Annotated in this window: 17 protein-coding genes and 1 pseudogene; 11 read left to right on the plus strand and 7 right to left on the minus strand. The window is 70.7% G+C overall.

Annotated features, from left to right (window positions below; genetic code table 11):
• Positions 1-10 precede the first annotated feature (10 nt).
• Complete coding sequence (locus ACF08W_RS02215; RefSeq protein WP_392278085.1) at positions 11-1471, minus strand: sulfotransferase family protein; 1461 nt, start codon at positions 1469-1471, stop codon at positions 11-13.
• Positions 1472-1579: 108 nt separating this feature from the next.
• The gene (locus tag ACF08W_RS02220) at positions 1580-2506 is read right to left on the minus strand and encodes an aldo/keto reductase (RefSeq protein WP_392278086.1); all 927 of its coding nucleotides are present in this window, start codon (positions 2504-2506) and stop codon (positions 1580-1582) included.
• Between the two features lie 190 nt (positions 2507-2696).
• On the opposite strand from ACF08W_RS02220, the gene ACF08W_RS02225 reads away from it, so the two are divergent.
• Genes ACF08W_RS02225 through ACF08W_RS02235 form a run of 3 tightly spaced genes read left to right on the plus strand, consistent with a single transcriptional unit; the run spans position 2697 to position 5723 of the window.
• Positions 2697-3737: a cupin-like domain-containing protein gene (locus tag ACF08W_RS02225; RefSeq protein ID WP_392278087.1), complete on the plus strand. Its 1041-nt coding sequence runs from the start codon at positions 2697-2699 to the stop codon at positions 3735-3737.
• Between the two features lie 13 nt (positions 3738-3750).
• Entirely contained in the window at positions 3751-4620 is an 870-nt protein-coding gene (locus ACF08W_RS02230; protein WP_392278088.1) for an SDR family NAD(P)-dependent oxidoreductase, read from the plus strand.
• Positions 4617-5723 (plus strand): amidinotransferase, encoded by a 1107-nt coding sequence (locus ACF08W_RS02235; RefSeq protein WP_392278089.1) that lies wholly within the window; start codon positions 4617-4619, stop codon positions 5721-5723. Before ACF08W_RS02230 ends, ACF08W_RS02235 begins: the two co-directional genes overlap by 4 nt.
• A gap of 46 nt (positions 5724-5769) precedes the next feature.
• Here the strand turns inward: ACF08W_RS02235 and ACF08W_RS02240 are convergent, their stop codons facing one another.
• Positions 5770-7752: a B12-binding domain-containing radical SAM protein gene (locus ACF08W_RS02240; protein WP_392278090.1), complete on the minus strand. Its 1983-nt coding sequence runs from the start codon at positions 7750-7752 to the stop codon at positions 5770-5772.
• A gap of 260 nt (positions 7753-8012) precedes the next feature.
• Here ACF08W_RS02240 and ACF08W_RS02245 point away from each other — a divergent pair, with 260 nt between their 5' ends.
• Genes ACF08W_RS02245 through ACF08W_RS02265 form a run of 5 tightly spaced genes read left to right on the plus strand, consistent with a single transcriptional unit; the run spans position 8013 to position 13197 of the window.
• A complete protein-coding gene (locus ACF08W_RS02245) occupies positions 8013-9143 on the plus strand; it encodes an amidohydrolase family protein (RefSeq protein WP_392278091.1) in 1131 nt (376 codons plus the stop codon).
• 40 nt (positions 9144-9183) lie between these two features.
• Positions 9184-10443, plus strand: coding sequence for a hypothetical protein (locus ACF08W_RS02250; RefSeq protein WP_392278092.1), 1260 nt, complete (start codon positions 9184-9186; stop codon positions 10441-10443).
• Between the two features lie 28 nt (positions 10444-10471).
• Entirely contained in the window at positions 10472-11326 is an 855-nt protein-coding gene (locus ACF08W_RS02255; RefSeq protein WP_392278093.1) for a hypothetical protein, read from the plus strand.
• Between the two features lie 35 nt (positions 11327-11361).
• A complete protein-coding gene (locus tag ACF08W_RS02260) occupies positions 11362-12336 on the plus strand; it encodes a TauD/TfdA dioxygenase family protein (RefSeq protein WP_392278094.1) in 975 nt (324 codons plus the stop codon).
• Between the two features lie 21 nt (positions 12337-12357).
• A complete protein-coding gene (locus ACF08W_RS02265; protein WP_392278095.1) occupies positions 12358-13197 on the plus strand; it encodes a hypothetical protein in 840 nt (279 codons plus the stop codon).
• Here the strand turns inward: ACF08W_RS02265 and ACF08W_RS02270 are convergent.
• Positions 13170-13691: a class I SAM-dependent methyltransferase gene (locus tag ACF08W_RS02270; protein ID WP_392278096.1), complete on the minus strand. Its 522-nt coding sequence runs from the start codon at positions 13689-13691 to the stop codon at positions 13170-13172. The two genes, ACF08W_RS02265 and ACF08W_RS02270, sit on opposite strands and share 28 nt — an antisense overlap.
• 433 nt (positions 13692-14124) lie before the next feature.
• Between ACF08W_RS02270 and ACF08W_RS02275 the strand changes: the two genes are divergently transcribed.
• Together ACF08W_RS02275 and ACF08W_RS02280 are read left to right on the plus strand one after the other, a co-directional pair.
• Positions 14125-16026, plus strand: a complete 1902-nt coding sequence (locus ACF08W_RS02275) for a Gfo/Idh/MocA family oxidoreductase (RefSeq protein ID WP_392278097.1) — start codon at positions 14125-14127, stop codon at positions 16024-16026.
• A 68-nt stretch (positions 16027-16094) separates the two neighbouring features.
• Complete coding sequence (locus ACF08W_RS02280) at positions 16095-16643, plus strand: hypothetical protein (RefSeq protein WP_392278340.1); 549 nt, start codon at positions 16095-16097, stop codon at positions 16641-16643.
• 224 nt (positions 16644-16867) lie between these two features.
• Here the strand turns inward: ACF08W_RS02280 and ACF08W_RS02285 are convergent.
• From ACF08W_RS02285 to ACF08W_RS02295, 3 genes and pseudogenes are all read right to left on the minus strand, one after another.
• Positions 16868-16996: pseudogene (locus tag ACF08W_RS02285) on the minus strand (IS5/IS1182 family transposase); the annotation flags it as partial.
• Positions 16997-17101: 105 nt separating this feature from the next.
• Complete coding sequence (locus ACF08W_RS02290) at positions 17102-17968, minus strand: DUF3592 domain-containing protein (protein ID WP_392278098.1); 867 nt, start codon at positions 17966-17968, stop codon at positions 17102-17104.
• 77 nt (positions 17969-18045) lie between these two features.
• A complete protein-coding gene (locus ACF08W_RS02295) occupies positions 18046-19155 on the minus strand; it encodes a hypothetical protein (protein ID WP_392278099.1) in 1110 nt (369 codons plus the stop codon).
• Between the two features lie 314 nt (positions 19156-19469).
• Here ACF08W_RS02295 and ACF08W_RS02300 point away from each other — a divergent pair, with 314 nt between their 5' ends.
• Positions 19470-20021 (plus strand): DinB family protein, encoded by a 552-nt coding sequence (locus tag ACF08W_RS02300; RefSeq protein WP_392278100.1) that lies wholly within the window; start codon positions 19470-19472, stop codon positions 20019-20021.
• Positions 20022-20025: the final 4 nt, after the last annotated feature.

Raw genomic sequence — 20025 nt, forward strand, 5'->3', positions numbered from 1 at the left:
GCGGGGCCGGTCAGCCGCGCTCGGTGGGGAACGGACGGGCGGGTGCGGGGACTCCCAGGAACGGCGCGAGCCGGTTCCAGCCCTCGCCCCCGGCGATGTCCAGGACGAGGAGGTCGCCGGGCCGACCGTCGAAGTGCTGACGGACGGCGGCGAGATGCGCGTCGTACACGCGGGAGAGCCGCCCGGCGTCGAACGCGTGACAGCCGTAGACGGCCTCTCGAAGGAGGTGTCGCGTCCGGCGGGCGGCGTTCCGGGCGTCGTCGTCCGGGCCGCAGGGCGATCCGGGGGCGGTGGTGTCCGGCCAGTTCTTCTCCAGGGACGCGAGCCAGCTCTCCTTGTCCCGGATGGTGAGGATGAACTTCGCGCCCCTGTGCACGGCGTCGAGCTCCCGGAAGCACGGGATGGCTGCCGCATCGACCAGGCCGTCGTAGTGCTCCAGCAGCGGGAAGCGGGCGTCGCCCCGGACCAGCGTGTCGAGCGAGGGGCGGTCGACGGGGTAATGGGCCACGTCGTACCCGAGCAGGTGCAGGGCCGACCGCAGGCTGCGGGTGCCGGTGCGTGGCAGTCCCAGGCCGAAGACCTTGGGTCGGTGCGGCGTGCGGACGCGCTCCGCGGTCCGGGCGACGTCGCGGAGGCTGAGCCCGGGCCGGGCCGGCAGCCTCATCGCCGCCACCTCCCGCAGAGCTGTCTCCGGGAGCCGTTCGATGTAGCGCTGCACGTCACGGGCCGGGGCGTCGTCGGGGACATGCGCCCGCGCGTGGGCGACGGCGGCGCGGGCGATGTCGAAGTCGGGCCCGTCGCCCCACCGCGCGACGGCCGCGGCCAGGACGGGACGGCTCGCCTCCGTACGGCTCCGGAGCTCCCGGAGCGCCAGCTTCGCGAAGACGTGGTGACGGTGCTGGAAGTGGTCGTGGAGGATGTGCGCGCCCCGGTACTGCACGGAATCCTGGACGCCCTCCAGCGCGCGCTCCAGGCGCGTGCTCTCGGGCCGCAGCATCCACGCGACGTCGTTCCTGGGCGGCTCGATCCGTCGCATGCGCTCCATCACGTCGGCCCGCACGATGTGCACACCGCACGGCACCCGGCCCCGGAACGGGTCCTGGACGTAGCACTCGACGAACGCGAGGTCGTTGGCGTCGAGGAACGGGCGCATGTCTTCGAGGACGAGGCAGTCGGCGTCGAGGAGGACCACGTGTGAGGCGCCACCGTGGTCGATGTCCAGCATCAGGTCGACGGCGCGCCAGAAGGGCCTGATGTCGTCGACGACGTGCACCCGGCGAGGCCGAAGATGCCGGACGGCCAGCTGGAGAGCCAGGTCCGTGGTGCGTTCCCCGACCGTGCGCACCACGAGATCGACACGTCGTCCGCCGGGGGGCGGGGGCACGCCCTTCAGCTCCCGAACGGCACCGGTGCCCCACGGCCCGCCCGTGCGGCTCTCCGAGACGAACTCCCCGTCGGCCGAGCTGTTCATGACACCGCCGTTTCTGCCCCGGGCCCGGAGACCGATGCACCGGAATGAGCGCGTTCCTGAACGTGTCCTGTCGCGTCGGCCCACGGACGAGCGGGTCCGGGTGCCGCCCTACAGCAATGCCAGAACAGCCTGCAGTTCGTCGGCCGTGGGCTCCCACGCGCCCGCCGCCGCGTTGGCCCGGACCTGCTCCGGTCTCTTGGCGCCGGCGATCACCGAACCGCAGCCCGGGAGTGCGCCGAGGCCGCTGATGGCGATCTCCAGGAGGCTGCGGCCGTTGCGCCGGCCCCAGTCGGCCAGAGCCTCGACGGTGTCCAGCCGCTCCTTCGTCACCCGATGCGCGCTCTCCGCGATCCGAGTGCCTTCGGGGAGCGCCTTGCCGCGCCGTACCTTCCCCGTCAGCAGGCCGTGAGCCAGGGGGAAGTAGGGCAGGACACCGACCCCGAAGTGGCATGCGGCAGGCACGATCTCGTTCTCGATGCCGCGTTCCAGCAGCGACCAGTGGTTCTGTGCGGAGACGAACGGCTCGAACCCGTGGGCGCGGGCCGCGCACGCGGCCTCGGCGATCTGCCATCCCGCGTAGTTGGAGCTTCCGATGTAGCGGACTTTCCCCTCCCGGACCAGTTCGGTCAGGGCGGCAAGGGTCTCCTCGACGGGAGTGTGCGGGTCGGGCGTATGAATTTGATAGAGATCGATGTAATCCGTGCGAAGACGGCGGAGAGATTCTTCGACGGCGCGGCGGATATAGGCACGTCCACCTTTCGACCCGGCTGCCGGGCCGTATTCCATGCTCAGCTTCTGGTGTCCGAACTTCGTTGCCAGCACGACGCGTTCCCGCCGTCCTTCGAAGCATTTACCGAGAAAGGACTCCGATTCGCCGTAGACATCGGCCGTGTCGAACAGGGTGATCCCGGATTCCAGCGCGGCATCGATCACCTCGCGAGAATCTTCCAGTCCGACGGATCGCCCCAACTCATTGCATCCCAGGCCGACCGCGGATACCTGTAATCCTGAAGTGCCCATGGAGAGATAGCGCACGAACCCGCAGTCTAGTGACGCGCGGCGCAAACTCAAGAGGGTGTCACGGAAGCTCGAGCATAGGCATATGCCCGGAGCCGGTAATTTCCTCGTCGGTATCTCACACGTGGCTCAAAATCGGGCCTTCCCGCCCGGTCTCGGCGGGAAGGGGTCTATGCACGGCCCCGGATTGCCCCGACAGTGGGATGCCATGACCCGAATCGAACGGTCCGGAGCAGGACGGTCATCGGGGGAGCGGGAGCGGACGGACACGCGGCACGAGGCGCAGCACGAGGTGGCGCCGACCCTGCGGGCCGCAGGACTGACGGTCCGTCCGATCGTGCGCACCGGCCCTACGGGAACGGACGTCCTGCACCGAAGGATCGCCACCCGGTCCGGCCCCCTGGTCTGCACCGGCCTGCTGGAGAACTGGCCCGCGCGCACCGCCTGGAACCCGGAGGACCTGACGAAGCGGCACGGCGACCGCACGGTGACCGCTCTGCTGGACCTTCCCACCACCGGTGTGCTCTTCCCCCAGGACCAACGACGTTACGAGCGGGAGCTGGCCTTCGCCGAGTTCCTCGACCGGATGACGTCCGCCACCGCGGCCTCCGCCCCCTGCTACCTCGCCTACCAGCGTGCCCACGAGATCTTCGACCCGGCGGACTGCGACTTCACCTCGTTGCTGCCGGCGGACCGGCACTCCACCGACACCCGGGTGTGGATCGGCTCGGCCGGTACGCGTTCCATGCTTCACTCCGACCTCAAGGACAACCTGTTCTGCCAGGTGTGGGGCGAGAAGAGCGTCATCCTCATCTCCTGGAGCGACAGCCGAGCGGCCTACCCCTTCCCCGACAACCTGGTGAACAGCCAGATCGACCTGGCGGAACCGGACGTGGACCGGTTTCCGAGACTGCGCGACGCCGTCCTGCACCATGTGCGCATGCGGCCCGGGGATCTGCTGTACATCCCGCGCGGCTGGTGGCACGACATCCGGGCGCACTCGCCGTCCGTCTCCGTCAACCACTGGTTCGGCGAGCCACTGGGGCTGAAGCAGTACGCGCGTCTGCTCGGCCGGCTGGGACCCGCGTACTGGCGGGCCACCGCCCGCGACTTCGTGGCCCACGGAATGCTGCGCCGCCAGGAGTCGACGCGCTTCTTCTTCAGCCCCGCGTCGACGGGGAGGCGGCTCTACGACGCGCTGCGGACCGGAAGCTTCTCCCACAGCAACGACCCGAGCACCGACGCCTAGCCGAAGGGTTCGCATGCCGTACGACCTGACAGAGTCCGCCGGACCGGGGTCGCGTCCGCCGCGCCGGGTCCTGGTCACCGGCGGTGCCTCCGGGATCGGTGCCGCCATCGCACGGCGCTTCCTCACCGACGGCGCCAGGGTGGCCGTCCTCGACCGCGACCGTGACGCGCTCGCCCGATTCGGGAAGGAGACACCCGACGCGGAGCTGCTCCTCGCCGCGGACGTCGGTGACGAGGGAGAGCTCCGTGCCGCCCTCACCGAGACCGACGCGGCCTGGGGCGGGCTCGACGTGGTCTGCAACAACGCGGGCATCAGCATCCGGAGCCCCTTCCTGGAGACCTCGCTCGCCGACTGGGAGCGGACGCTGCGGGTGAACCTCACCGGCGCCTTCCTGGTCGCCCGGGAAACCGCCCGACGCATGGCGTCCGGCGACGGCGGAGTGATCGTCAACACCGCCTCGGTCAGCGGGATGGTGGGCATGCCCCACTACGCCGGGTACAACGTCAGCAAGGCGGGACTGATCGAGCTGACCCGGACGATGGCCCTGGAACTGGCTCCGCGCATCCGGGTGAACGCCGTCTGCCCGGGATATGTGCTCACCGCGATGCAACGGGCCGAGTACACCGCGGAGCAGCTCGGCGAGCAGGAGCGTTCGCTGCCCCTGGGCAGGCTGGGCTCGCCGGAGGAGATCGCCGGCCTGGTGGCGTATCTGGCCTCCGCGGATGCCGCGTTCGTGACCGGTCAGTCGTTCGTGATCGACGGCGGCGAGACGGCGGGCGGGCTCGCCAGCGGGCTGCCCGGCGCACCGTTGGCCGCCGGGGCATTCGGACGGGACGTACCGGGGACGCCGGTCCCCGGCCCGAGCAAGGACGGGGAAGCATGACGAGCGAGGGCGTACAGCCGACGGGGAACCCTGGCCGGACCGGGGCCGGGCCGGCGGTCAACTCGTACACGGAGTGGGACCCCCTGCGCGAGGTGGTGGTGGGGAGCCTGCTGGGAGCGGTCTTCCCGACCTGGCAGGAATCGATGAAGCACACCATGCCGCCGTCCGCCTGGCCGGTGTTCCGGGAACGCGGCGGATCGCCGCTGCCGGAGCGCCACCTCAAAGCGGCCGAGGCCGAACTGGACAACCTCGCCGAAGTACTGGAGTCCGAGGGCGTACGGGTGCGGCGTCCCGACACCGCCCGCCACCACCGTCCCATCCGGACACCGGAGTGGGAGTCGGACGGTGGCCTGTACGCGGCGATGCCCAGGGACTCGCTGATGGTGGTGGGTGACGCGATCGTCGAGGCACCGATGTCCTGGCGCTGCCGACTCCACGAGAGCGACGCCTTCCGGCCCCTGATCAAGTCGTACTTCCGCCGGGGTGCCCGCTGGCTGCCGGCCCCTCGCCCGCAGCTGACCGACGATCTCTACCAGGACGTCGGGGACTCCGGGCCGTGGGCGGTCAGTGAGTTCGAGCCGGTGTTCGACGCCGCCGACTTCCTCCGCTTCGGGCGGGACCTGGTCGTGCAGCGCAGCCACGTCACCAACGCCTTCGGCATCGACTGGCTGCGCAGTGCCCTCGGACCGGACTTCTCCGTGCACGTGGTGGAGACCGACGACCCCCACGCCATGCACATCGACGCGACCATCACCCCGCTCGCGCCCGGGAAGCTGCTGGTCAATCCCGAACGCTATGTGCACAGCGAGCTGTTCGACGGATGGGAGATCCTTCCCGCCCCGTCCCCCGCCCTCCCGGCGGACTGGCCCATGTATTTCTGCAGCCCCTGGGTGAGCATGAACGTGCTCTCCCTGGATCCGGGGACAGTGGTCGTCGAACGGCAGGAGCGGCCGCTGATCGAGGCGTTGACGGCCTGGGGTTTCCGCTGCGTCGAGGTGGACTTCCGGCACGTCTACAGCTTCGGCGGGTCGTTCCACTGCGTCACGCTGGACACCGTGCGCGAGGGCGGCCCGGGCCGGTACCTGTCGGTGCCCGGAAGGTGAGTCCGGTGCGGGGCGGCCGATCGCAGAGTCGGCCGCCCCGCACCGCTCAGGCGGCGAACAGCACCCGGCTGTAGTCCGGGCGGAGCACGACGTTGTTCTCGTACAGGCAGTACCGCACGGCCAGCAGTGCCACGGCGGGGTCGCCCGCCCCCACCGCGGTGCGTGCCTCCGCCAGGACCTTGTCCACGGAGCCGAACCGGGCGGCGAGCCGGGCGCACACCTCGTAGGCGGTGAGCGCGGTCCGGTCGTCCCAGTAGCCGGGCAGGCCGATCCCGGCCAGAGCGGCGCGGACGGCGGGGAGGTCGCTGCCCACCACCAGTTCCACCAGGGACCGGGCCGGCGGGTCCTCGTGCCCCGCCTCGTCCGCCGGGGCCAGCAGTCGCGCGACGAGCCCCTCGCAGCCGTCCGCCGCGAACTCCGCGCGAAGGACGCGCACGTACTCGTGCTCCTGCCCGTCACGGGCCAGCAGGGCGCACCATCCGGCCAGTTCGTCCGCGTCGGTGTGCCGGGCGAGAAAGCCGTGCCAGTCGAGGCCTGCGCGGTAGGCACGGGACAGGTAGGTCGCCTCGACATGGGCGAAGAACTCGTCCACGGTCCGGGCGTCGCCGAGCGCCTCGACGAGCGCGGGCGGATAGCTGAAGGTCGGGTACAGCAGGTCCACGGTGTCCAGCCTGCCCCGGGGGCCGACCGAGTAGGTCGTGCCTCCCGGCTCCTCGGCGATTCCTTCGCCGAGGTCGAAGACGCGGGTGGCACGGGTGATCAGTGAGTCCTCGAAGCGTTCGGCCAGCCGCAGATCACTGACCGTCCGCAGGGTGACCGCCACGGTCTCGGGCGTGGCGTAGGAGTTGCCGAGGAACATGTCCAGGCGCAGTGGCACCGGCGGCAGGCCGAGCGCCCGGCGGTACTCCTGTTCCTCCTCCATCCAGGAGACCTGCGCCCGCACCGCGTGCCGGGCCCGGTAGGGCACACGGGTGCGTTTGAGATTGGTGTCGTCGTACGACCCGAACTGGTTCCAGCTCGGCTCGAAGTGCGATTCCAGCAGCATGCGGATCTCGGCGCGTTCGAGCGCCGGATTGGGCAGCAGGTAGCAGGTCCAGTGCACCGGTCGTGACCGTCCGCGGTTGAGCCGGCGCATCCGGTCGGCCATGTCGAACAGCAGGGTGTTGTGACCGACGTTGATCTCGGAGCAGACCAGCCAGATCCGGGTGACGCCACGATCGGCGAGGAAGCGGATATCGGCCATGACCGTGTCCAGGTTCCGCACCCGATGCCGACGGCCCTTGACCATCGGCTCGGTGCAGAAGTAGCAGCGGTACGGGCAGCCGCGCTGCACCTCGACCGGTACATGGACCCGGGGGTCGGGGCCGAGGACGTTCTCGCGACCGTAGAAGGACAGCAGGTCGTCGAGGATCTCCTCGGTGTATTCCGGGTGGTCGGAGGGAGGAAGGAAGACCCGCTCGTTGACCGTGTAGCCGCCGTCGCGGCGATGGGCCAGGTTGGCGACCTTGTCCAGATTTCGCCCGGTCAGGACGTCGTCGAAGCGGCCGAGGACGTCGTCCGGCTCGCCGACCACACCGTAGTCCGGCCGCAGCCGTTCCAGCAGGGCCTGCGGGCGGGTGGTGAAGCCGAATCCGCCGAGCATGACCGGCGTGTCCGTCAACTCCCGCAGGAGGGTGATCAGCTCCTCGGTCTCGTGCATCGGCCAATAGCTGTTGCGGCGCACCGGCGGCGCACCGGGGAGATCGGTGTCGGCGTAGTTCCAGATGAAGATGGAGTCCAGTTGCCGCAGATGGATGCCGATGAGGCGGGGAGCGGCGCGCTCCAGCGTCGTGGTCAGCACCGAACGCCACTCGGGCTTGGGCGTGTGCAGCAGATCGAGCCGGGCGGTGGTCAGACCGTGACGTGCGGCGACCGCCGAGACCTGGACGAACGCGTAGGGGTAGATGGGCAGTGCGGGGTAGTTCGAGGCGCTGAGCAGCAGGAGGTCCACGCCGCGCCGCCCCGGTGCCCCGGATATGGGGTCCGCCATGCTGGGGATGGTGGCACAGCGCCGGTCCGCTCCACCACCACGCGGCCCGGCGCGCACTGTCCGGATCGGCGCGCCCGGCCGCACGCCCCCTTGACCGCACCATGCGTCCGACAACAATGGACTCCGCGCTTCTGCCCGTCCGCCTTCCGGCGGGCCATCCACGAGTTCCCGCGTGCCACCGCGCCACCGTCGCTCCGCTCCCGTGAGTCATCCGCCGGGACCCGCGACGGCCCACTCTCCCTCCCGTGAGGAGTGCATCCGTGACCGCTCCCGTGCTGTCGGCCGACTCGCACGTCGTCGAACCCGTGCGTCTGTGGACCGAAGGGCTGGAACGCAGATACCGGGACCGGGCGCCCCGGGTCTCCTGGGACGCCGAGCGGCGAGGCTGGTTCTTCACCTGCGACGACCTGCGACCGGCGCTGGTCAACAGCCTGTACGCCACCGACGCCACCGCCGAAGGGTTCGTCGCCGACGCGGAGACGGTGGTGGAGGCCGCCCGCGCGGGCGGCAGCGATCCCGCGGCGCGTCTGAAGGACATGGCCCTGGACGGGGTCGCGGCAGAGGTGCTCTACCCCAGCCTCGGCCTGCATCTGTTCTGGCTCTCGGACGGGGAGTTCCAGCGCGCCTGCTTCCGTGCCTACAACGACTGGCTCGCCGACTACGTCCGCCACGCACCGGAGCGGCTGGCCGGTCTCGGGCTCATCTCGCTGTGGGACACCGAAGAAGCCGTACGGGAGCTGCGCCGCTGCCGGGAGCTGGGACTGCGGGGCGCGGCGATCTGGGCCTCCGCCCCCGTGGAGCGCGACTTCGGCGGCCAAACCAACGACCCGTTCTGGCGGGAGGCCCAGGAACTGGGCATGCCCGTGTCCATGCACTGCCTCACCGGCTACCGGGACAGTCCCAAGCTCTTCGACTACGACAGCCCGCTGGGCCGTGTCCGGCGCAACATGGGCTACCCCGAGGAACTCCAGCACACGCTCACCGACCTGATCTTCTCCGGGGTCCTCCAGCGCTTCCCGGACCTGCAGGTCGTCCTCGCGGAGAACGACATCGGCTGGATCGCCTACCACCTGCTGCACGCCGACCGGATCCACGACAAACTCGGCCCGGCTCTGCGCAGCGACCTCGCCATGCGTCCCAGCGAGTACGTCCGCCGCCAGGTGCACGCCACCTTCACCGAGGACGAGGTCGGGGTGCTCACCATGCGCCTGCTCGGCTCGAAGAACTTTCTCTGGGGGAGCGACTACCCCCACTACGAGGGAAGCTGGCCGAACTCCCAGGACGTCCTGCGGCGCTGCTTCGACGACACGCCGGAACAGGCGCGCCAGGACGTGACCGCCGGCAACTGCGCCAGGCTGTACGGATTCGACCTGGCCACCCTGACCTCCTGAACCGCCCGGCGATCCCACCGCCCACCGCAGAGGAGTCCGCATGGCGGAACAGAGCACGGACAACTGGTACCGGTTCATCGACGAGGACATCGAACGCAGGACCCGCACGAGTGTCGGCTTCACCAACCTGATCTCCGACCGGCCGTACCCGATGGACGACGCGACGCTCCAGGGCTTCGTCGACCGCAACGCCACGATCCGCGCGTTCCAGCGGATCACCCGCGACGTATTCCTGGCCAGTGTGCGCGGCGAGGCCGATCCTGCCATCGCCGACACCGTACTGGCGGGGCAGCCACCGGAACGCGACCACGCCTACCACAAAGGATTGACGGAGCGTCAGCTCGCGCTTCCGCGCTACTTCCGCACCGACGAGCCGTCTCCCGGCCAGATCGCGGAGGTGCAGTGCCCCGCTTCCGGCTGGGAGATCGCCGACCAGGTGCACGGGCTGTACCAGGCGTTCCCGGCCGACTTCGGGGCCGCGACGCGGGGGCTCGGCTCGTCGATCGACAACCTCGCCGCATCGCTGCGCGCCGGGTTCGGTGACGACCTCGTCGTGCACCACCTCACCGGCAACGCCTCCCGGCCGCACGGCGTCCACTACACCGTGCAGCGGCTGCGCGAGCACGGGATCCGGCACTTCGCCTTCGACCGGGTCCACTGGAAGGACTGCCGGCTCATCCGCGGGCACGAGTTCTACGACCTGCGCTACAACGGCTTCTTCGACCAGTGGATGGAGGCGTGCGAGCGCGGCGACATCTTCTTCGACCACCCGCCGACGCCGCTCTACGACGCCAAGGTGACCATGGCCTGGCCGTTCTGGGCGAAGACCCGGCAGTACTACACCGACGAGATCCGCGGCCTCTTCCCGCACACCGAGATCATCACACCCGACGGATTCCACCTGCCCGACGGCGACTGGATCGGACTGGACGAGTACTGCGCGCTCGGGCAGGGAAAACGCCAGTACTACATCAAGTTCGGAGGCCACCATCCGACCCTGAACTGGGGCAGCCGCGCGGTCTACCACGCGGGCAGCTTCTCCCGTCCGGCCCTGCGCGCGCTGTTCGACCGGGTGCGGGTCGACACCGCCGCCGGTCACCTCTGGGTGGCCCAGGACGCCCGGCTGCTGCCGGAGCCGGCCTCCGGCGTCACCCGCGACGGCGAACGGGTGGCCTTCGACGCCTACACCAAGATCAGCGGCTTCTACACCCCGGAGGGCCTGGCCGGTGTGATGGTCATGCAGGAGCGCGCCCACAAGGTGCACGGATCGCCGCAGACCGTGCTGAGCATCGTCCACTGAAGTCTCCGACCCGGGGAGTGCCACAGCCATGACCGAGACGAGCTCCGATCCACCGACGGCCGGACGCCGCACGGACGCGTACTTCCGTTTCCTCGAACGCGACGACGTGGACTGGGACGCGTGGTGGGAGGTGCTGTGCGGCCGGGTCGCCGGTGCGATCTTCCGCGGGGCGCTGACGCCCGAGATCTGCGAGCGCACCTGCCGCAGGTTCTGGGACAGCCCCCTGCTGACCAGGCCGAACGCGACCCGCAGCAGCGAATGCGCCGTGGGCCCCCTCCTCGTGTCCTCCGACAGCCTCGACACCTACCTGACCGAGTCCGAGCGCTCCCGCACCGGTCTCGGCGAGATCTGCGGCGGGCCCGGCCGCACCCTGCCCGTCCTGATGGACGAATGGCGCGCCCACCTGTCCGGTCGCGGAGTGCCCTTCCGCCTCGCCGCACACGACGGACGGCAGGCCGGCGCGTACAAACTCCGCTCACGCGCGGACAGCGAGAACTTCGGACTGCTGCCCCACGACGACGCCATGCACAACTGGCAGCTCCCGCACCTCCTCGACTTCGAGATCCAGGGAGTGACGCGCGTCTGCAACGCGCTGGTATGTCTGGAGAACGGCCCCGGCGGCGAACTGCTCTACTGGAAGGCCGCGTTCGGCCCGGAGGACCGCCAGGCACTGGGAATGCGGCCCGGCGCTTACGGATACCCGCTGGAGGCACTGGCCGACGTGGAGCGGATCACGCTGCCGATCCACGCCGGGGACATGTACGTCTTCGACGGCGGCAACGTCCACGCCGTCGCGCCCAGCGAATCCGAGGACGTACGCCGCACCGTGGCCCTGTGGATCACCGGCCCGCTCGACGACGGGACCGTCCTGCAGTGGGCCTGATCCGGCCCACCGAACCGACCGGAGGGGAAGACCGCATGGCGTCAGGAACGGAGCACGACCCCGCGGTCGGCATCCGGCGGATCGCGGGCCGCATCGGTGCCGAGGTCTCCGGGATCGACCTCGCCGCACCGCTGTCCGAACCGGTGATCGCCGCCATCCGCGCGGCGTTGCTGCGGCACAAAGTGATCTTCTTCCGCGGACAGCGGCTCGACCACGCCGGCCATGTCGCCTTCGGACGGCGCCTCGGGGAACTGACCCGGCGTCCGGGCCGCAAGCACGGCGTCCACCCCGAGGGACACCCGGAGATCCTCACCGTAGACCCGGACGTGGAGGACACCCGGCACGGACAGCGGTTCGAGGAGCGGCTGCGGCCCAAGTCCCTCACCCCCTACTCCGACTGGCACGTCGACCTGGCCGCCACCGTCAATCCGCCCGCCATGTCCGTGCTGCGGGCCGAGACCGTGCCCCCGTACGGCGGCGACACCCAGTGGACCAGTCTCGTCGCCGCCTACCAGGGGCTCTCCGCACCGTTGCGTGCCTTCGCCGACGGGCTGCGTGCCGAACACACCCTGTACGCCGCCACCAGACTGCTGCTCTCCGACAAGGAGGACACCGAGGTCCTGCGACGGCTCACCGAGGACACCCTGCTCTCCGTCCATCCGGTCGTCCGCGTCCATCCCGAGACCGGTGAACGAGCCCTGTTCGTACCGCCCGCCTCCGTCACCCACGTGCAGGGGCTGCTGCCGTGGGAGAGCCGCCACCTGCTGGAACTCTTCCACGGCCATATCGGAAAGCCCGAGAACAGCGTGCGCTGGCAGTGGGCCCCCGGCGACGTGGCCATCTGGGACAACCGCGCCGTCGCCCACCTCCAGCCGGCCGACCTCGACCACACCGACCACCGCCGCACCCTCCACCGGGTGACCGTGCTCGGCGACCGTCCCGTCGGCCCGGACGGTTTCGTCTCCGAGGCCGTCCGCGGCGAACCACTCACCGCATACCGCGACCACTGACCGGAAGGGGTTCGACGACCAATGCCCGGCACCCGAGGCGTCTACTTCGTGGCCAACGACCGCGTACTCGAACTCGCCACCGTGTTCCTCAACAGCTTCCGCAGCAACAACCCCGACATCCCGCTGCGCCTCATCCCCTTCGACGACGATCACCAGCGGATCGCCGCGCTCGCCGAGCGCTACCGCTTCGACGTCTGGGCGGACGAAGGACTGCTGGCCCGCTGCGACGAGATCAGCCTGTCGTTCCACGACAGCCCGAAAGGGCATTTCCGCAAGCTGGCGGCCTGGGACGGAGAATTCGACGAGTTCCTGTACATCGACAGCGACACGGCCGTCCTCCGGAACATCGACTTCGTATTCGACCGGCTCGACGGATACGGATTCCTGACCGCCACGTCCAACCTTCCCGGACGGGCCTGGAAGGACAGCATCGAGGAAGCCGGAATCCTCACCCCGGAACAGTACGGATACCGGGCGAACACCGGATTCGTCGCTTCCCGGAAGGGGGCGCTCACCCTCCAGGGAATCACCGCCGCCCTGCCGGCCGCCCGGGAAGTGGCACCGCACATGAAGCTCGGCTACGAACAGCCCTTCCTCAACTACCTGATGGTGACCTCCGGTCACCGCTGCACCAGCCTGCACCACCTGCGCACCACCACTGGTGACCAGTCCATCCCCGCCGAGGTCTTCGCCTGGACACCGGGCATCGAAGCGAAGGACGGCGAGATCGTGCACCCCGCCGTCCCACCCACCCTCCTGGTCCACTGGACGGAGCCGGTGAAACCGACCCAACAGGCCCCCGAAGAGGTTCCCCTCTACGACCTGTGGTGCTACTACCGCGACCTGCGCGCCACGACATAGAGCGACTGATCGTCGTCGTGGCGCGGTGGGAACTCCGGGTGCGCGGTGAGCAGTTCGGCCTCCTTCACCTCCTTGACCAGGTCGAACCCGGCCTGGCCGAGGGCCCAGGCGAGCAGTTCGAAGTCGAAGAGGTTGCGATGCCGACCGCGCGCCTGGAAGAGGTCGTTGACGAACTGCTGCACGGGCGCGCCACCCAGCGAGTAGTCCGGGTAGCGGCTGCACCGGTCATCCTTCAGTGCCTGCCCGCGGTCGGCCGTGTACCCGGCACAGACTTTGGCGAGATCCGGGCAGGAGAGCCACAGCACTCCGTCCGGAGTGCACACCCGGTGCAACTCCCTCAGCAGCGGGATCAACTGCCCGTGCAGCTCCAGGTGCTCGACCACGTGCTGCATCACCACGGTCTCGGTCGAGCGGCTGGCGAACGGCAGTCGGCCCGCCGCCAGGTCCACGTCGAACTCCGACCCGGACACGTCGCAGTTGAGCCAGCCCGGCACGCGCCGCCCGCCGCAGCCCAGATGGAGTCTCCGGGAGCACGGGAGCCCGCCCCCGCACGCCACGCGGCGCGACCGGCGGCGGGCCGACAGCCGAGCCAGGTCGTGCCTGACGAACGCCACGGTCCGGGGATCGAAATTCAGTCTGCGCAGAAACCAATTCATCACTCTTCTCACGATGGCCGGAAAAATAATTACGGTCAACCCCGCGTTCCGTAAGATTTCTTTGATCATCATTTTCGGTCATCATTTCCAGAAATCTCTGCGACAGTTGTCCATGCTCTTTCCGGAAGTGTTGAGCGTGGTGATGATGGGCGAAAAGAAATCACAGGAGGAATGCATGCGAGCGGTGGTCCTTACCGGTCCCGGGAAGTGCGAATTCGTCGATCGCGACGAACCTCCGGGCGGCCCCGGACTGGTCGTGGTGGACCTGAGCGTGAGCGTCGTCAGTCCCGGGACCGAACGGGCCGTCCTGCTGGACCTCCCGAACGCCGGCGCCCGGTTTCCCGAGTACCCCGGCTACCAGGGCGCCGGGACCGTCCGCAGCGGGTCCTCGCTTCCCGCCGGCACCCGGGTCGCGGTTCGCCGGGCCCGGCACGCGCAGGTCGCGGTGGTTCCCGAGCGCCTCGTCCGGCCGTTGCCCGACGGTGTCCGGCCCGTCGACGCCGCGGTCTGGCAGCTCGCCCTCACCGCTCTGCACGGCCTGGAGACCGGCGGGCAGCGTCCGGGCGAGCCGGTCACCGTGGTCGGCGGCGGGCTGCTCGGCATCATCACCCGGCGCCTGGCCGCGGCACGCGGCGCGTCCAGGGTGAAAGCGGTCGCCGCCTCGACCGCCAAGGCATGGACCCTGCGGGCCGAACCGTTGTCCGTACGCCACGAGCCAGGCGGGCCCGACGACGACGGCACCCCGCTCGTCCTGGACGTCACCGACAGCGGTCCGGGCCTCGCCGTCGCCATCGCCGCAGCTTCGCCCGGAGGCCGGGTCGTCCTGCTCGGCTCGCCCCGGACCGAGCGCGCCGACGTCCCGCTCCAACTGCTCCACGACCGTGATCTGGAACTGCGCGGCGCCCATGTCAGCAGGCTCGGGGAAGCGGACGAGGACCGGCTGAGCGACGAGTTCTTCACCCTTCTGGAGCAGGGCCGGTTCACCGTGCGCGACGTCCTGTCCGACTACCCGGCCCACAAGGCCGCGCAGGTCTACCACCGGGTCGCCACGGACCGTACGTTCATCAGCGCCACCCTGCGCTGGGACGCGCCCCGCCCGGCCACCGGCCGACCGCCCATGTCCGCGCGCCCGTTGCGCTTCGGCCTCATCGGCTGCGGAGACATCGGCATCGAGGACGCCAAGGCGCTCGCCGCTGCCGACGAGGCCGAGCTGGTCGCCTGCTTCGACCCCGTCGCCGATCTGGCCGAGGAGACCACCGCCCGCTTCGGCGGCGGCCGAACTCCGGACGTACCCGCCCTGCTCGCCCGGGACGACGTGGACGCCGTGATCGTCGCCACCCCGCACGACACCCACGAGCAGCTGTTCGCCGCAGCGCTGGCCGCCGGCAAGCACGTGCTGCTGGAGAAGCCCGTCGCCCAGGACCTCGTCACCGCCCGCCGCATGGCGCGACGCGCCCACTCCACAGGGGCGTTGCGCACCGGTGTGCTTTTCCCGACCCGCACCGATCCCCGATTCGTGCAGGCCCGGGCCGCCATCGCGGCCGGAGAGATCGGCGAACCCCTGGGCGTCACCGCCACCTACTTCACCGACAAACCGGCCGGCTATTTCCAGGGCGGTCTCAGCGGCCGGGCCCCGTCCAGTTGGCGGCTCGACCGCGCCCGGGCCGGCGGTGGCTTCCTCATCATGAACCTGATCCACCAGATCGACACCGTTCGCGCCCTGCTCGGCCGTGAAGTGGACCGCGTCTACGCCGAGACCGCGCCGTCCGCGGTGGCCGACGCCGAGGGAATCGAGGACGCGGTCAGCCTCGTCCTGCGCTTCGGTCCGATCGTCGCCACCCTGATCGGAAGTGCCAGCGTGGTCGGCGGGACCGGCATGCGCACCAGCGTGTGGGGAGAGAAGGGTGAAGTGGCGCTGACCCCCGGCTTCCGGCTGGTCCGGCGCGCCCCGCTCGGGCCCGTGGCCCCCGACGACTACCCGGTGCCCACCGCGATCGACCTGCGGACGACCGCGTTCACCCGCTTCGCCCGAGCCGTGCGGGACGGCACACCGGTCGACGTCACCATCGCGGACGGGCTGCGCACCCAGGCGGTCGTGGCCGCCGGCTACGAGGCCGCGCGCCTCGGCCGGGCCGTCGACCCCGCGCGGCTGCTCGACGGCGGTGAAGCATGAACGGCCCGTCGCGCGTCGTCCGGGTCCCGGACGGCGGACACCTGCCTCCCACCGGAGCCGCACCGCACATGGTCTGGTTCGTCGACGACTCCGCCGCCGAGGAGACCTGGGCGGTCGGCTACCCGGAGCCGGACGCCGAGAAGCACGCGGCCCGTGCCTGGGCGGCCACCGCGACCGCCGTGTCCGATGCCGCGAGGGCCGCGGCGGAGGGAGCGACGGTACGCGTGCTCGGCGACGGCGTGCTGGCCCGACTCGTCCGGCTCGCGCTCGACAACATGGGTCGGCCTTCCGGGGAGGAGCCACCTGCCGTGGTTGTCGAGACGACAGGGACCGAAAGAGGGATTCTCGACGCGCTTGTCGCAGCCCGCCCCGGCGGATGCGTGCTCCTCGCGGTTCGCCCCCTGCACCCCGCCACGGCAGTGCCCACCTACTGGTCCGTCCACCACCCGGGACTCCGTGTGAGGCCCGTGGGCTGGGCCCGTTCCGCCGACGATGTGCCGGAGCCTCTTGCTGTCGGTGCCCTTGCCCAGTTGAGACGGACGGGCCCGGGACGGACCGCCCCCTTGGAAGAGCGGCATCCGCCTGGATGTGCCGATGTCCGGACAAAGGGTTCCTGACCACCGGCCGCCGAATTCGCACCGCAGCGGGTGCGGAGGGCCGAGCGGCTCTGCCCGCTGGCGCGGGATCGTCGATGCACTCGCCGGGGACTGAAGCGCTGGGCGGACAAGGCGTACCAAGGTGCCGGACGGCACATCCGCGTGCTCTTCCGGGGCCGTCGGCTCAAGCGCTGGAAGCGATGGCGCAACAACAGCCACGCCGAGATCCGGGAGGTCGGCGAGCAGCGCCTCTCCAGGGTGGGGACGGCTTCGGTGATGACGCTCATGCGGTCGGGGTCGATGCGGGGTCTACGGAAGATCCGCCAGGACCTCAGCCGCGCCATGCCTCGTTCGACGGGCGCCCGACCCGCGCCGCCGGCGCTGCGGCACGACGAGGGAGTGAGCGGCGACTCGGAGGCGTCGGCTGTTGCCCGACATCGTGCCGGCCGCCGGGCCGGCACGTCAGGGGGCGGTGGGCGTCAGCCCGCGATCAGGATGCCTCCCGCCACGGCCGCCGCCACCCCCACCAGAAGGGCCACGACGCTGAACGCGATCTCGCCGACGCGGGAGCGATGTTCGGCGGCGAGGTCCGTGGTGAAGACGGCCGGGTTGTCGGGGCGGTAGTGGATCGTGAGGTCCCGGCCGCGCGAGCCGGCGGGATCGCGCAGTCCTTCGGCGCGGTAGGCGGTGACGGCGGTGCCGTCGTGGGTGGTGAAGGTGACGACCGGGGTGTGGCTGGTGGCGGTGTCGCCGTCCTCGTCGACCGTGACGTCCTTCAGTACGGCGATGACGCGGCCCGGGACCGGGCCGCCGGAGGCGAGGCCCTCGATGCGCAGGCGTGTGTCGCGTACGGCCCCGGGCAGGTAGGCCGCGCCCAGTAGCGTCCAGGGCACGCCGAAGCCGATGAGGGCCCACGGCCAGCCGCAGTCGACCGAGGCGGCGACGACCAGCCCGACGTAGACGAGAAAGACCGCGAAGTTGGGCCAGCCGAGCCCGCTCCGTCCGGCGTCCGGGTCGGTGGTGAAGCGGTAGGCGTGCGGGCGGCCGGGAGGGTAGCGGATGCCGATCTCCCGGCCCGTCCAGGCCGTGCTGATTCGGTCGCCGCACTCGCCGTCGTTGGTGACGGTGAACTCCTGACCCGTGGCGGGATCGCGGAAGGTGACGACCACGGCGATCCCCTCGCGTCCCGAGCTCCCGTGCCGGGGCTCCGCGACCCGTTCGATCCGGCCCATGACGCGGACCGCCCGCTGGCCGCGGGTCACCCCGGCCAGCGACCGTCCGTATCCGACGAGCGCGACGGCGCCGAGAACGACGCACCACAACGCCAGATATCCGTGCCGATCCATCCGTGCTCCTCCTGGTCGAAACCGCCTGCCCCGCCCGGCTCACCCGTTCCGTCCGGGTGCCCGTCCCGTCCGTCCCGTCAGCGCGCCGGGACGCGCCGCACGATCTCGCCGTGGCCGTTCGCCTCCAACGAGGCGGTGCCGTCGGTGCCGGTCACCCCGACCCTGAGGACGAGGGCGCCGGACAGGCTCTCGGCGGTGAGCTGCCAGGTCCGTGGGGAGCGGACGCCGAGAGTGGTCCTGGCCTCCCGGACGAGGGCGGGGATGCGTGGGTAGGGCAGGGCGTCCAGGTCGAAGCCGGGTGCCTGCGAGCCCGCGGGGGTGAAGACGACAGTGAGGAGGCGGTCCTGCACGACGACGGTGAGGGCCTGGCGCTTTTTGCCGTCGCCCTTGGTGAGGGAGTCGACCGCCAGACGCAGTCGGCCCTCGTCGAACAGGGACTGCCCGGGGCCGAGGGCGACGGTGCCGGACGCGGCCGAGACGATCGTGGTGGACGAGGTGCCGGGGTCGGCGGGCCCAGCGGCCGAGGGGGGCCGGTCGGTGGGGTCTTCCGGGCCGAAGAGTTCGGCCCGGAAGCCGAAGACCACGCCGGCCGCGCCGAGCAGGAGGGCGAGGAGCGTCAGGTAGCCGCCGACGGTGCCGCCCGGGGGCGGCTCGTCGGCCAGGACCGGGCCGGGCACCGAATCGATGCGGGCCGCGGCCGCGCGGTCCTCCCACTCCGGTGTCGGGCGCTTCACCAGCTTCACCGCCCACGGCCGGTGCGGTGGGTACTGGACGACGACGATGCCGCCTGGTTTGTAGTCGGGGAGGTCGACGAGATTGACGGACTGGGTGGACTCGACGCGGTACGCCGGTCCGCCGTCCGGGGCGACGGTGAGGTCGAAGCGGACGGGCACGTCGCTGCCCTCCCCGCCGGTGGCGCGCAGGCTCTCGATCATGGCGAGCGCGGTACGGGGGACGACGGCCGCCTCGCGTGCGCGCGCGGGCGCCCCGGCGGCGAGGACCAGCAGTCCGTAGGCGATGGGGACGGCCAGGCCGCCGACCAGCAGGGGAACATGTTCGAGCACGGTGCCGACGACGAGTGCGGCGAGCGAGCTCCCGATCACCGCGCCCGTGACGATCCCGCGGGCGAGGTCGAGGGGGGTGCGGCGCGTCGGCGGTGCGCTCGGAGGGCCCGGCGTGATCGTCATACCGAGATTGTGGCGGGCCGGGCAGCGGTCCGGTAGGCGTCCGGGCGCCCTTCTCTCCCTCAACGGCGTTTCGGGGGAAGGACGTTGTCATCTGCCGGGCAACCCGGGTAGCCGACGATACGTCAACCATTCCGCCAGAGGCCCTGTACGCGGCCCCGCACCCGCACTCGCGCGCCGAGCCCGTTCATGAAGCGGGTCGGTGAAACGACATCGAGCGTCCCGGACCACGGCCTGTCCGGCGGACCTTGAGTGAGCGATCCGTTCGGTCCACCCGTCAGCCACGCTGTCAGCTCCGTTCGCTAAGGTCTGCAGCCATGATCGAGAACAAGGCCGAAGCCTGGCCGGAACCTCCCCTCGCCGGCACCGAGGCCGCAGCGATCCTCGGCGCCCTCGAACGTCAGCGGGCCACCCTTGCCTGGAAGTGCTCCGGCCTGGACGCCGCCGGTCTTCGCGCCACGCTCGGCACGTCCGCCATCACTTTGGGCGGCCTCCTCAAGCATCTGGCGCACACAGAGGACAGTCACTTCGCCCGGTTGTGGCTCGGGTCCCCCGTGGGTGCTCCCTGGGACACCGTCGACTGGGACAGCACTCCCGACTGGGACTACCGCTCCGCCGCCGAGGACACCCCCGAGCAACTGCGCGTTCTCTGGCGGGAATCGGTCGCCCGCTCACGTGCCATCGTCGACCAGGCGCTCAGCACGGGCGGACTGGACCAACTCGGCGCCTACACCACCCGTAGCGGCGAACGCCCCAACCTCCGCCGTATCCTCCTCGACCTCATCGAGGAGTACGCCCGCCACGTCGGTCACGCCGACCTCATCCGTGAATCCGTCGACGGGCTCACGGGCGAGGACCCACCGAGGTGAAGGC

It is taken from the genome of Streptomyces sp. NPDC015144, assembly GCF_043079735.1.
GTDB lineage: Bacteria > Actinomycetota > Actinomycetes > Streptomycetales > Streptomycetaceae > Streptomyces.